The 12,803-nt window shown below is 73.6% G+C and carries 8 protein-coding genes; 5 read left to right on the top strand and 3 right to left on the bottom strand.

From position 1 onward, the window contains the following. The first annotated feature begins 7 nt into the window (after positions 1-7). The 5 genes from WMF44_RS38835 (at position 8) to ftsH (ending at position 7,176) form a co-directional block, all read left to right on the top strand. Complete coding sequence (locus WMF44_RS38835; protein ID WP_437295086.1) at positions 8-2,284, top strand: protein kinase domain-containing protein; 2,277 nt, start codon at positions 8-10, stop codon at positions 2,282-2,284. Continuing rightward, the gene (locus WMF44_RS38830) at positions 2,281-3,690 is read left to right on the top strand and encodes a class I SAM-dependent RNA methyltransferase (protein WP_437295085.1); all 1,410 of its coding nucleotides are present in this window, start codon (positions 2,281-2,283) and stop codon (positions 3,688-3,690) included. Before WMF44_RS38835 ends, WMF44_RS38830 begins: the two co-directional genes overlap by 4 nt. A 118-nt stretch (positions 3,691-3,808) precedes the next feature. Beyond that, positions 3,809-4,045, top strand: a complete 237-nt coding sequence (locus tag WMF44_RS38825) for a hypothetical protein (protein WP_437295084.1) — start codon at positions 3,809-3,811, stop codon at positions 4,043-4,045. Next, positions 4,042-5,067: a tRNA lysidine(34) synthetase TilS gene (gene tilS / locus WMF44_RS38820; protein WP_437295083.1), complete on the top strand. Its 1,026-nt coding sequence runs from the start codon at positions 4,042-4,044 to the stop codon at positions 5,065-5,067. Before WMF44_RS38825 ends, tilS begins: the two co-directional genes overlap by 4 nt. Positions 5,068-5,229: 162 nt before the next feature. After that, a complete protein-coding gene (gene ftsH, locus WMF44_RS38815; RefSeq protein ID WP_437295082.1) occupies positions 5,230-7,176 on the top strand; it encodes an ATP-dependent zinc metalloprotease FtsH in 1,947 nt (648 codons plus the stop codon). 148 nt (positions 7,177-7,324) lie between these two features. Here ftsH and WMF44_RS38810 read toward each other — a convergent pair whose 3' ends face one another. The 3 genes from WMF44_RS38810 to WMF44_RS38800 form a co-directional block, all read right to left on the bottom strand. Continuing rightward, the gene (locus tag WMF44_RS38810) at positions 7,325-8,794 is read right to left on the bottom strand and encodes an alginate export family protein (RefSeq protein WP_437295081.1); all 1,470 of its coding nucleotides are present in this window, start codon (positions 8,792-8,794) and stop codon (positions 7,325-7,327) included. Positions 8,795-9,004: 210 nt separating this feature from the next. Further along, complete coding sequence (locus WMF44_RS38805; RefSeq protein WP_437295080.1) at positions 9,005-9,853, bottom strand: hypothetical protein; 849 nt, start codon at positions 9,851-9,853, stop codon at positions 9,005-9,007. After that, positions 9,844-12,798: a GYF domain-containing protein gene (locus tag WMF44_RS38800; protein WP_437295079.1), complete on the bottom strand. Its 2,955-nt coding sequence runs from the start codon at positions 12,796-12,798 to the stop codon at positions 9,844-9,846. The genes WMF44_RS38805 and WMF44_RS38800 overlap by 10 nt, the downstream gene beginning before the upstream one ends. Positions 12,799-12,803: the final 5 nt, after the last annotated feature.

The following is a 12,803-nucleotide window of genomic DNA, read 5'->3' as shown; positions in this document are numbered from 1 at the left end:
ATCGCGAATGGGCGGACCTCCAAGCCCCGGGTCGACCCATTCATCGCTCGAAGCGCGCGCGAAGGAGTCCGAGAAGCAGCAGGGGACCTACTTCCTGGGCCGTTACCGTGTGGTCGACGAGATCGGGGTGGGCGGAATGGCGAGCGTTCACCTGGCTCGCATGGATGGCCCGGGCGGCTTCCAAAAGTGGGTCGCGATCAAGCGGATCCACCCTCATCTGGTCGAGGACGATCAGTTCGTCGACATGTTCCTGGATGAGGCGCGCATCGCGGCTGGCATCAACCACGCCAACGTCGCGCAGGTCTTCGATCTCGGGAAGGACGACAACACCTACTGGATCGCCATGGAGTACCTCCACGGCGAGCCGCTCCGGGAGGTGATGCGCCGCGCGGAGGAGCGCCGGCTGCGCATCTCGCCCGAGCTCGCTGCGCGCATCTGCTCCGATGCCGCAGAGGGGCTTCACGCCGCTCACGAGCTGCGCGGAAAGAACGGCCAGCTGCTCGGCCTGGTGCACCGAGATGTCACGCCGCACAACCTGTTCCTCACCTACGACGGCTACACCAAGGTCGTGGATTTCGGGATCGCCAAGGTGGCCGACAGGCTGTCGTCCACCCGCGCGGGAACGCTGAAAGGCAAGTTGGCCTACATGTCTCCCGAGCAGGTGCGCGGCAACGAGATCGATCGCACGACCGACGTGTTCGCGCTCGGGGTCGTCCTCTGGGAGCTCACGACGAACCAACGCCTCTTCCGGATGGATACGGATCTCGACACGCTCGAGAAGGTGCAGGCCTGCGTGGTCCCGCCGCCGTCCACGATCGTGCACGACTATCCGATCGAGCTGGAGAGCGTGGTCATGAAGGCGCTCGCCAAGCACAAGCAAGACCGCTTCCAGACCGCGCGTGAGTTCTCGCGAGCCCTGCAGAATTTCCTGATGAGGAGCGGGGTCTTCGTTGGCTCCGAAGAGGTCGCGCAGTTCGTGCAGCAGGTGTTCGTCGATCGCATCCAGAAGCGCGAGGCGCACCTCGCGTGGGCCGCCGAGGTGACGTCCACCATCAACGTCGAGCAGGTGCGCGCGCGCAGCTCGACGACGGCCACGGACAGCGTCGGGCTGCGCGGCCGCGGTCGAGAGCCCGAGCCGCAGCAGCGCCTCACGCCGCCGCAGATCCTGCGGCACAACGCTCCGCCGGCGAGCGGGATCGCGCCGGTCGGGCGCCCGCAGCCGAGGGACGCAGACGACAGGCAGATGGTCGCCTCATCGCTGATGGATGACGATGAGGATGTCCCGACGACGGTCGCGACGCGCGAGCAAGCCGAGCCGGTGCGCTCCCTTCCTCACGGGGAGCGCCCGATGGTGCGCCCGGCGGCAGGCATGGTGCCCGAGCCGGCGCCAGCGCAGCTTCGCCAGGCCGGCGTCCAGTCCGGCATTGCCACGGTGCGCCCTGGCATGCCGGCGGCGCGCCCCGGCGTTTCGCCGGCCTACCCGAGCCCACCGCGCGTGCCCGGCGGCCACGACCCTGCTCCGCCTCCGCTCTCCTCGATCCCGTACCCTCCGCGCGACTTCGACACGGGCGAGCTCGCGCCCCTCCCCAAGGGAGGCCTCCTCGACAGCGATCTGGGCAACCCGCTCGCGTCAACGCTCGCGCTCCCGTCGCAGGATCCACCGCCGGTTCTGCAGAGCGCGAGCGAGCCTGCGCGTCACGCCCGGATGACCAGGACCCCTGCCGTCGCCGCGCCGTCGCCGGCGCACGCTGCGGTCCCGTACGCGCTCCCCTTCAATGGCCAGGGCCATGCCCCGGCCCATGCGCCCGCTGTCGGCTCGCCGGTGCAGGCGGCGCCGCCGCCGATGACCGTGGGGCAGGCCCAGCTGTTCGCGTCCGCGGCGACAGCGCAGCCTCCACAGTCGCAGATCGAGACGGCGCTCTCCCTGCCGCGCCCGGATCCGGCGGCCATCTGGGCCGCCACGCAGGACGCGGCGTCCAAGGGGAACGGCAGGAACACGCTCGTGCTCGTCGCGGTCATCACCCTCACCGTGCTGTGCGTGCTCGGGATCGGCGCGCTGATCTACATGAAGACGAGCGCCGCGCAGTCCTCGCCTTCCAGGGGCGTGGACGCTGTCCCTGCGTCGCCCGCCTCGACGGACGCGACAACCACGGGCCAGTCGAGCTCCTGCGTGCCGGGGGGCTCCTCGGGGGACGGGGGCGCGCGCGGCCTCGCTGTCCGCGACCGAGCGTCCGTCGTCCACCCCGGCCCGATCCGCCTGCAGCGCCTTACGATGACGGGATGAAGTCTGTCCACCGCCGCTCGAACGGTGCCAGGGCGCGGCACCGCCCCGGCGAGCGAGCTCAGCTGCGTATCGAGGCGCTGGCCGCCGGAGGCGCGGGGGTCGGTCGGCTCGCGGGCGAGGTCGTCTTCGTACCTGGGACCGCGCCGGGTGATCTCGTCGAGGTCGAGCTCGACAGGAGCGCGCGCCCGGCGAGGGGCAGGCTCCTCGGTGTCGTCGAGCCGAGCGCCGACCGCGTCCCTCCGCCGTGCCGCTTCGCTGACGCCTGCGGCGGCTGCGACTGGATGCACGTCCGTATCGAGGCGCAGCAGGCCGCGCACGAGCAGATCGTCCGGCAAGCCATCGCGCGGGCGACGTCGCTTGCCGAGGCCGATCTGCCGCCGATCCGCGTCCATCCGGCCCCCCTTCCGCTCGGCTACCGGTCGCGGGCGAGGTTGTTCGCGCGCGCGGAGCGCGGCGAGGTGCGCGTGGGGTATCGCGCGCCGAGGACGCACGCCGTGGCGGCGGTCGATCGCTGCGTGGTGCTCGTCGACGCGATCGCGCCGCTCGCCGGCGAGCTGCCCGGCGTCCTCCATGGGGCCGTGGGGGAGGGCGATGTCCTGATCTCGCTGGGCGCCTCGAGCCGCCCGGTGGTCGAGGTCCTGTGGCGTGGCCAGCTGCCGCCGGCCGTGTGGCAGCGGCTGGACGAGCGCACGGCGCGCGGCGGGTGGGCCGGCGCCCGCGTCACGCTCGACGGCGCGCGCGAGGCCGCGTCGTTCGGCGATCCGCGGCCCGCGATCCTGGGAGCGGACGGCCTGCCGCTGTTCCTCGCGCCGGGCGGCTTTGGGCAGCCGTCCGAGGAGGGGGCAGCCGTCCTCGCCCGCCGCGCCGCCGAGCTCGCCCACCTCGACTCCACCCGCCCGCCGCACGTCCTGGAGCTGTTCGCCGGGAGCGGGACGCTCTCCGTGCTGCTCGCGCGCGGCGCGCAGCGACCCTCCCCGGCCGCCGAGCCCGCCGGGGCCGCGGCTTCCGGCGCGACCTCCGACCCCCCGGGGCCCGCGTCCTTCACGGCCGTCGAGCTCTCGTCCGCAGCGGTCGCTTGCCTGCGGCAGAACCTCGCCGCTCGGGGCCTCGCCGGCAAGGCGATCGAGGCGGACGCCGATCAGTACCCGATCCCGGCGCGCACCGACGTCGTGGTGCTGGATCCGCCGCGCAGCGGGGCTCCCGGCGCGGCGCGCGCGATCGCCGCCTCGAGCGCGCGCGTGGTCGTCTACGTCTCCTGCGATCCGGCCACCCTCGCGCGCGATCTCGGCGGGATCCTCCGCGGGGGCTTCGAGATCACGGACATCGAGGCGGTCGAGCTCTTTCCCCAGACGAGCCATATCGAGTCGATCGTGCGGCTCTCCCGCGCCCGCAGATCCGCGCGCTGATCCGCGCGGGCATGCCGGCTTGCTCGCCGCGCCGAGCGCTGCTCCGCCGAGCTCGGCCGGAGGGCCGCGCGCTGCCGCGCGGCGCCGTCGCCCGGCGGCTTGCGCTACGCTGCCAGGGATGATTCACCACCTCGACGATCGGCTCCGCGACGAGGCGCGGCGCTATCGTCTCGTGTTCGCCTGCCCCGATTGCGCCTCGTTCGAGCCGGTGGTCCCCGATCCCGACGACGGGGGCGCCGGGCCGCCTGGCCGCGGGCCTCGTTGCTCGCTTGGCTACCCGGTCGCGCCGCACCTGAGCACATCGCTCGAGGATCGCGACGAGATCATCTTCTGCAAAGCGTTCGAGCTGCGATGAGCCCTCCTGCTGGACCTCCCCCGCCGCCCAGGCGGGGCCGGTCGCATCCCCCGTCGCTGATCCGCCTCGCCGAGCGGCTGATCCGGGACGAGCGGCTGCTCGCTCGCGGCGACGTCGTGCTCTGCGCCTGCTCCGGAGGCCCCGACTCGACCGCCCTGCTGCACGTCCTTTCGCTGCTCCGGCGGCGGATCGGCCACGAGGTGGTCGCGCACGGCGTCGACCACGGCCTCCGCGCCGCGGCCGCGGCCGAGCTCGCGATCGTGCGCGACCTGTCCGGGCAGCTCGGGGTCCCTTACGCCGAGACCCGCGTGGACGTGGCGCCCGGCGCGAACCTCCAGGCCAGGGCGCGCGCCGCCCGGTTCGCCGCGCTGGCGGCCGCCGCGGCGGCCCACGGCGCCCGCGCGATCGCGACCGGCCACACCGCGGACGACCGGGCCGAGACGGTGCTCTTGCGCCTGCTGCGGGGCGCGGGGCCGCGTGGGCTCGCCGTCCTGCCGCCGCGCGCCCCGCTCCCGTCCGACGTCGCCGGCGCGGCGCGCGGCGGCGCGGAGCCGGGCTCGGCGGCGAACATCGAGCTCATCCGCCCCTTGCTCCAGGCCCGCCGCGCCGACGTCCTGGCCCACCTCGGCCGACATCGCCTGGCGTTCGCCGAGGATCCCAGCAACCGGGATCCCCGTTTCACCCGCGTCCGCGTCCGCCGCGAGCTCCTCCCGCTCCTCGAGGACCTGTCACCGGCGATCGTCGAGCACCTCTGCGCGCTCTCGGACATGCTCGTCGCCGGGCGAGAGCGGCCGCCTGGCGGCGATCCAGACGTCCTCGACGGCAGCGAGCCGCTGTCGATTCCGCTGTCGATTCCGCTGTCGATTCCGCTCGGTCGGGCGCAGCGATTCGCGATCGAGCGGGCTCGCAAGCTGGGGCGGCCGCTGCGCGTCCGGGTTCGCGGCGGCGAAGAGATCGCCGTGGGCTTTCCAGAGGAGTCCAGCGTGCTTATCGAGGACGGGTCTGCGCGTCGCGGGACCTGACCGCATGCACCCCACCCGCGGCCCCTGTCGAGTCCCTTTTTTCGCTGTGTCACCACGGTGGAGAGCCGCGGTCGACGACCGAGCTGACGGGTGGCATGCTGACTGGAACACGCGTACAATTTCAGTACACGCCGGCTCGCCGCGCGAGCTTAGAGGGTCCTCGTGAAGCAATCGCACAAGACGCTGCTGCTCTGGGTTCTGCTGATCATGATGTTCTTGGCGATCTGGCGTTTCTTGAGCCCGGATTCCCGGCCCGCCACACAAGTCGCGTTCAGCGAGTTCATGGCCCAGGTCCAGGTCGAGGCCAAGGACAAGGATCCGCACGTCGAGTCGGTCACGATCAAGGACCGCGAGTACACCTTCTGGGTCAAGGACCCGAAGAGCGGGACGAAGACGAAGAAGGTCACGATCGGGCCTGACAACGCCGACGAGATCACGAAGACGATCGTCGACAACAAGGTCGCGGTGTTCTTCGAGAAGGAGGACACGTCGCCGTTCTGGCCGGGGGCGATCATGTACCTCCTGCCGACGGTCTTCCTGCTCGTGATGTTCTATCTGTTCATGCGCCAGCTCCAGGCCGGCGGCGGCAAGGCGATGAGCTTCGGCAAGTCGCGCGCCCGGCTGCTCAGCGAGGCGCAGAACAAGGTGACGTTCGCCGACGTCGCGGGCATCGACGAGGCGAAGGACGAGCTCGAGGAGATCATCGCGTTCCTCAAGGACCCGAAGAAGTTCCAGAAGCTCGGCGGCCGGATCCCGAAGGGCGTGCTGATGATGGGCCCCCCCGGGACGGGCAAGACGCTGCTCGCGCGCGCGATCGCCGGCGAGGCGGGCGTGCCGTTCTTCTCGATCTCCGGGTCGGATTTCGTCGAGATGTTCGTCGGCGTCGGCGCGAGCCGGGTGCGCGACCTGTTCGAGCAGGGCAAGAAGCACGCGCCGTGCATCATCTTCATCGATGAGATCGACGCGGTCGGCCGCCACCGCGGCGCGGGGCTCGGCGGCGGTCATGACGAGCGCGAGCAGACGTTGAACCAGCTGCTCGTCGAGATGGACGGCTTCGAGTCGAACGAGGGCGTGATCATCGTCGCCGCGACGAACCGCCCCGACGTCCTCGACCCTGCGATCCTGCGGCCTGGCCGCTTCGACCGGCGCATCGTCGTGAACCGCCCCGACGTGCGCGGCCGCGAGGGCATCCTCCGGGTCCACACGAAGAAGGTCCCGCTCGGTCCGGACGTCGACATGGAGATCCTGGCGCGGGGAACGCCCGGGTTCGTCGGCGCCGACATCGAGAACCTGGTCAACGAGGCGGCCCTCCTCGCGGCGCGTCAGGACAAGGACGTCGTCTCGATGGTCGACTTCGAGATGGCCAAGGACAAGGTGCTGATGGGCGCCGAGCGCCGCAGCATGGTCATCAGCGACGAGGAGAAGCGGACCACGGCCTACCACGAGGCCGGGCACGCGCTCGTCGCGAAGCTCCTGGAGAAGTTCTCGGATCCGGTCCACAAGGTGACGATCATCCCGCGCGGCCCGGCGCTCGGCCTCACGCAGCAGCTGCCGAAGGAGGACCGGCTCAGCATGTCGCGCGACTTCGCCAAGGCGCGGCTGTCGGTGCTGATGGGCGGCCGCGTGGCGGAGGAGATCGTGTTCGGCCAGTTCACGACGGGCGCGGGCAACGACATCAAGCAGGCGTCGAACCTCGCGCGGCGCATGGTGACCGAGTTCGGCATGAGCGACGTGATCGGACCGATCTCGTACGGCGCGGACGAGGAGAGCGTGTTTCTCGGGCGCGATTTCACGAGCCGGCGCCGCGACTACTCGGAGACGATCGCCAACCAGATCGACGACGAGGTGCGGCGGTTCATCCTCGACGCCCACGCCGAGGCGCGGCAGCTCCTCACGGACAACCGCGAGATCCTCGAGCGGCTCGCCACGGCGCTCCTCGAGCGCGAGACGCTGGACGCCGAGGAGGTCGAAGCCATCGTCGGGGGCCGCGAGCTGCCGCAGCGCCAGCGCGTCGTGATCCCGAGCTACAGCGATCGCGATCGCGCCGCCAAGGAGAAGCGCCGCGCGGCCAGCATCTTCGGCACCCCGAAGCCCGCCCCGAGCACCTGATCCCGAAGCGCGGGGCGGCGCCCGATGCCTCGGGCGGCCCCCCGCGCACCTGCGGCGCCACGCGGGACGGCGCGGCGCCCCGGGCCCCCTCGATTCCCTTCCTCATCAGAAAAGCGGCGCGCGCAGCCGGCGCGCTCCCGGGATCGCCTCAGGGGGCGGTCAGCGTTGCCTGCAGGAACGCCCACTGCTGCAGATCCGCCGGGCGGCCGTCGTCGTGCGCGCGGTTCGCCTTCGTGAAGATCGCCTGGGCGCCGTCACCGAAGATGAACAGGCCGTAGCCGAGCGCGAGGCGCAGCGGCTCCCACGGCTGCAAGGTGAGCGAGACGTCGATCTCGTGGCCCAGCGTCCGGCTCTCGTTGTCGCTGGCGGCGCCGACAGGGAGGAGGCGCGCTGTCACCCACCTGCCTGCTGGAGAGGCGAGGCCGACGAACGTGTATCCGGCGGAGACGGTCAGCGGGTCGAACGGTGAGGCGCGGACGCTTCCGCCCCCCTCGATCACGTTGGACCACGCGTAGAGCCCCATGGGGCCGTGGTTGTTCTGTGCGTCGGGCAGGATCGGATCGAAGCGGCGCTGCGTCTCGCCCACCGCGAGCGCGCCATCGTCGCCCGTCGCGTAAGCGCCGCGGGCGCTGAAGGTGAGGTGGGCGGGGAGCGCTGTCTCGAGCTCTGCCCGCGCCGCGGCCGCGAACGCGCCGAGAGCGCGGTCGGCCGCGAACGTGGCCACACGACCGAGCTCGTACGCCCCCTCGATCGCGTAGCGAAAGCCCCGGCGGTCGCCGGAGACGCGCGCGTCGAGGACGACAGTGTCGCCGGGCGTGAGCCAGGTCGGGCGCGGCTCCCGGGTGATGCGCGCGAGCGCCGTGGCCTCGAGGTGGAGCAGGGGAGCGAGCCGCCAGATCGCGTTCAGGCCGTAGAGCTGGGACCCTGTCCCGGCGGCGATGGGCTTGCGCGTCCCCGCCACCTCGGGCGGAGCGCCTCCCGGCGCGGCGAGGAGCACGGCCATCGCCTCGAGGTCGACGTTGCCGAGCTGCAGCCCTGCGCGCACCGCATCGAGCGATCGCCCGGTGAGCGTCTCGTCGTCCGCTCCGACGAGGCGGCCGTCCCCCCACGTTACCCGCTGCCGGCCCAGCCGGAGGAAGGCGCGGCGTCCCGAGCGCGTGCGCAGATCGATGTACGCCTCGTAAGGCGCCGTCTCCGGGAGGGCCGGCTCGCCCGGCCCGACGAAGATCGCGTCGTCGTTCCCCCAGAGCCGCGCGTCCTGCAGCGTGACGACGCCCGTGACGGGGCCGCGCTCGACGGTCAGCCCGAGGCGCGCGCGCTGGGCGAAGAACCACTGCGTCTTGACGACGTTGCCCGTGTCGCTGAGCGGCGGCAGCGCGCCTCCGAAGCCTTCGGCGAGCACCGCGTTCGAGCTGTAGACGTCGCCGCCCGTGTCGACCGGGTACCGGCGGAACTCTCCGCGGAGCCGGAGCTCCACCGAGGGGCGGAACGTGAACCCGCCGACGGCCAGGCCCTCCGACTGCGGCGACGCCTGCGCCGCTGCCCTCCTGGGCGCGGACGTGAGCGCGAGGAGCGCCGATCCCAGAGCGATGGAGGCGAACGGCAGGGATCGGATCATCAGCGAGGAGGGCCGGAGCGCGGGGGCGTCGAACTGCAGATGTGCGGCCAGGACCGCGCCGTTCAGGCGGGCCGCGCTCCTGGAACGCTCGCGCGAGGATAGGCGTCCCGATGCGCGTCGGACAAGTGGGGAAGCGGCTCCGCTCCTCCCCGGCGGCCCAGGCGTCCGGCGGACCAGCTCGCGCGGCGTGCGGCGTGCGCCATGCCGACGTCAGGGATCGAAATCGTCCTCGCCGTGCGACGTCGGTGGCTTCGGCGGCTTCGGGGCGGCCCCCGTGCTGCTCCCGCGCCGCGGCGGCGCCTTCACGCTCGCGGCGGGTCGCCTCGTCGGCGGTCGGCTCGCCGCGCCCCGCCGCGCCGGAGCGTCGCCCGAATCGACGGCGAGCACCAGATCGAGCGCGAGCTTCGACGCCCTGCCGGCGTGTCGATCCGCGGACGCGCCCGCCTCCGCGATCACGCGCTCGGCCGCCTCGAGCTCGTGCTTCACCTCGCGGCGCTGCGGATCGTCCGCGAGCGCCTCTGCCCACGCGGCCGAGAGCGACGCCCGCTTCTTCTCCAGCTCCGCGGCGCGGCTCGACAGCTCGCCGAGCTGCTTCGACATCGCGAGGGAGCTCTTCAAGGACGCCTCGAACGCCGCGATGGTGTCCCTGTCCTCCGCGCCGAGCGAGCGTCCGCCTCGTGCGCTCACGATCCGCGCCTCTGGCACGAGCTCGACCTGGAGCAGCACGCCCGCCGCGCGGAGCTCCGCCGCGCGCGCGCGCGCCGCTTCGAGCGCCGCCTTGCCGTCCGATCTCGGATCGAGCCCGAGCGCGCGCGACAGCTCGGTGGCCGCCGCGTTCGAGAGCTCCTCGGCCTTCAGCGACTCGTCGCGGAGCGCCCGCGTGGCCTCGAAGAACTCGTCGTAGGGCTGCTTGCCCGTGCGCAGGGCCTGTCCCTGATCGAGCAGCGAGACCTGCGCGGTGCACGCGGCGAGCAAGGGGGCGTGCGGCGCGACGAGCAGCAGCGCGAGCGCCGCCATGCGGAGCCGGCTCGCGCGGTCCGGCGGCCTGGTCACCCACATTGGAGGATGACCCCCCAGAGCTCGTAGCTCGCGGCAGGCTTCGAGAGGAACACCACGCCCACGTAACCCGAGCGCGACGATACGCCGAGCACGCCTTGCCCGAAGTTCCCGGCCGGCGGCGAGAGCGCGATCGGGTCCCCGATCGGGGAGAAGTTGGCGGCCAGGGTCTGCGCGCGCATGGCGCGGCTCCCCGGAGGGCCCTCGGTCCACACGAGGAGCCAGCGTCCATCGCCGAGCCCCGCGATGTCCGGCGCGAAGGCGTCTCCCCCGGGGCCGCCGGAAGGGAGCGGGATCACCTGGGTCGACCCGGGGATGGACCCCGGAGCGGCCTGCCCGGCGCGGATCTCCCATCGCCCGTCCGCTGGCCGATCGGCAAAGACGACGGCGAGCGCGCGCTCGTTCCATCCGAGCGATGGCTTGCCGAGCGAGCCTCCGGAGCCGGTCACCCGGGTGAGCTCGCCGACGGGCTTCCGCTCGGCGTCGAGCCAGCCTGCCCACACGGCCTTCTCGCGGCGGAACGCGACGGCGTAGCCGCCGGCGCCGGCCGAGAGCGCGCGCGGCGCCTCGAGCGGCTCATCACCCTGCACCGGCCAGAGCGTGGAGGGGGCGGCGTCGGGAGCATCGGCCGCCACCAGGGCGCCGTCCGCCAGACCGACGACGAACGGCCTCGGCCCCGGCACGCTGACGGGAGAGCGGATGGCCTGCTGCGCCGCCGTGAGAATGGTGAAGCGCTCCTCGACCGGCGAGATGCTCACGATGTCGGCGGCCTCTCGGTTCGAGAACCGCTCGCGCCGCTCCCCGGTCGCGGGATCGATCTCGAGGCCAACGGCCTCCATGGGGCTCTTCGCGTACCCCACCACGAGCTTGCCGCCCTTCGTCGCCGTGACCTCGAAGGGGATGCTCTTCGCAACGAGCGGCGCCCATGGCTGGGGCTGACGCGCCACCCAGCAAGGCTTCGGCGGGACGGGGATCGCCGAGCGCGCGGCGTCCTGCGCTGCGCCGAGCGTCGTGCGCGCCGTCCCGACCGGCGACTGGCGCGCGGTCGTGACGGAGCGGCGGCCCGCGAAGAAGGCGACGACGCTCATGAGCAGCGCCGCCCCGCAGAGGCCGACGAGCGACGAGACCGGCACGGTCACCGCTGCAGAGAGCCCGTTGCCGTCGCCGCGTCGCGCCGCGAGCGCGCGCGGGTTGAGCGCTGGCGGGCCGTTGCCCGATCCGGGGACAGAGCCCCGATCCGAGCGCTGGCCCGAGGCCTGGAGCGCGTCGGCAGCCGTCGCGCTGCGCTGCGGGTTCGGCAGCCCCGGCCACGAGCGCATCGCCGGGTGCCCCGGCGACGCGCTCGATCCGACGCCGACCGACGGGATCGTCGCGTACTCGCGGCGCCCCATCGGCGCCTCGGCGGCCAGAGGAGAGCGCTTCGTCTCGCTGGGCACGGGCGGCGTGGGGAGCTCCGGGCTCTCGCGGCGCAGCACCGTGGTGGAGGGCTCCGGGGCGTCGCTGCGATCGCGGCTCGCCGCGGGATCGTGGCCGTCGGCGGCCGGCGTGTCCTCGGCGCTGCGGGGCGAGGGACCGTCGGTGGGCGTCGCTGGGCTCGCAGGGCGAGAGCCAGGCGAAGAGCCAGGCGACGCCGTCGCCGTGGGGGCGGCGCCCGTGACAGGCGCAGCTTCGGCCGGCGGGGTCGGCGCAGCGAGCGGCAAGGTCGGCGTCGCCAGCGGGGCCGATGGCGCGGGGGGCGCTGCCATCAAGGGCGTGGCGCGGGGCGCGTCCGCGGGGGGGCGCGGCGGCGGCGCGGGGAGCGCTCCGAGACGGACGAGCGCCTTTGCGCCGGCCGCCGTCTGATCCGGCGCGTCAGGCGCGCGCGGGCCTGCAGGCCGCTTCGCGGCGACCGCGGGGAACCGGACCGGAACTGGAGGTGGCGGCACGGAGCGCTTCCCCGCGGGCGCGAGGCGCCTCGTGGCGCGGCCGGGGCTCGACGGCGCCGGTGGCGTCGCCGCGAGCGGCTTGCCGGCGCCCTGATCCGCGCCGGTCGTCGCTCCGCCGCGCCCATCGTTCTGCGGTGCGGCGCCCGCCGGCGGTGCGTCGCGATCGGCGGGGAGAGGCGGCGGCCGGGGTGGTCTCGCCTCCGCGCGCGACGTCGTACCGCCCGCGGCTCTCGGCGCTGTTCCCGGGCTGCTGGGCGCGGCCGCGCCCGCCGCACGCCTCGGCGGCGCCGGCTCATCGCCGTCCGTCGTCGCGCCGGCGCCGCCCGCGGCGCTGCCTGCGTCTGCGGCGGGGCGCTGACCCGCGGAGGTCTCCTCGGGTTCCTCCGCCCCCGAGGGGAGCTTCGGCGCGCGCGGGATCTCGGTCGTCCCCTGGTCGCCCGGCGAGGGGCCGTCGTAACGGGGGAGCTGGGTGATCGCGCGGGCGACCCCCGCATCGAACGTTCCGCCCGCGGCTGGCACGACGATCGGCGCGTTCTGTCCGCTGGCCGGCGCGTCTGCCGGCGCCTCGACGCCCGTGAGCGTCCTCATGGACTCTCGCTTGCGCGGCGGCAGGGGAGGCGGCTTCGGTCGCGTGGTCGCCCGGCTCGCGTGCGGCGCCGCGGGCCTCCGCCCGTTCGAGGACCTCTCCGCGGGCGCCGGGCCGATGGGCTGACCGCCGCGGGCGGGCGCTGGACCCAGATCCTCGATGAGCTCGAGCTCCAGCGCCGCGCCGTCCTCGTGAGCGGCCTCTTCAACCCCGGCGGCCGACCCCTCGGGCGCAGCGGTGCGCGCCTCGGGCTTGCGCCGGAGCTGGGCGGCGTCGGCGAGCTCCGGCTGCCCGGACGCGGGCGCCCAGGCGTCCATGCCCTTGCGCCAGACGAGCGTGGAGCCTGGAATGATCCCGGCAGCCAGCGCGCTGCGCAGCTCGGCGGTGCTCAGGCTCCGCTGGACGCCACGCTCGTCCGTCCACCTCCACGCGCTCAACGGGG

It is taken from the genome of Sorangium sp. So ce426, from assembly GCF_051475585.1.
Taxonomy (GTDB): domain Bacteria; phylum Myxococcota_A; class Polyangia; order Polyangiales; family Polyangiaceae; genus Sorangium; species Sorangium cellulosum_B.
The sequence above is the reverse complement of the archived record's forward strand: the minus strand, read 5'-3'. Positions and strand labels throughout refer to the sequence as shown.

Bases quoted from the DNA above. Each gene is read 5' to 3' on its own strand.
- WMF44_RS38835 (WP_437295086.1), top strand. From the start codon at position 8: ATGGGCGGACCTCCAAGCCCCGGGTCGACCCATTCATCGCTCGAAGCG.
- WMF44_RS38830 (WP_437295085.1), top strand. From the start codon at position 2,281: ATGAAGTCTGTCCACCGCCGCTCGAACGGTGCCAGGGCGCGGCACCGC.
- WMF44_RS38825 (WP_437295084.1), top strand. From the start codon at position 3,809: ATGATTCACCACCTCGACGATCGGCTCCGCGACGAGGCGCGGCGCTAT.
- tilS (WP_437295083.1), top strand. From the start codon at position 4,042: ATGAGCCCTCCTGCTGGACCTCCCCCGCCGCCCAGGCGGGGCCGGTCG.
- WMF44_RS38810 (WP_437295081.1), bottom strand. From the start codon at position 8,794: ATGATCCGATCCCTGCCGTTCGCCTCCATCGCTCTGGGATCGGCGCTC.
- WMF44_RS38805 (WP_437295080.1), bottom strand. From the start codon at position 9,853: ATGTGGGTGACCAGGCCGCCGGACCGCGCGAGCCGGCTCCGCATGGCG.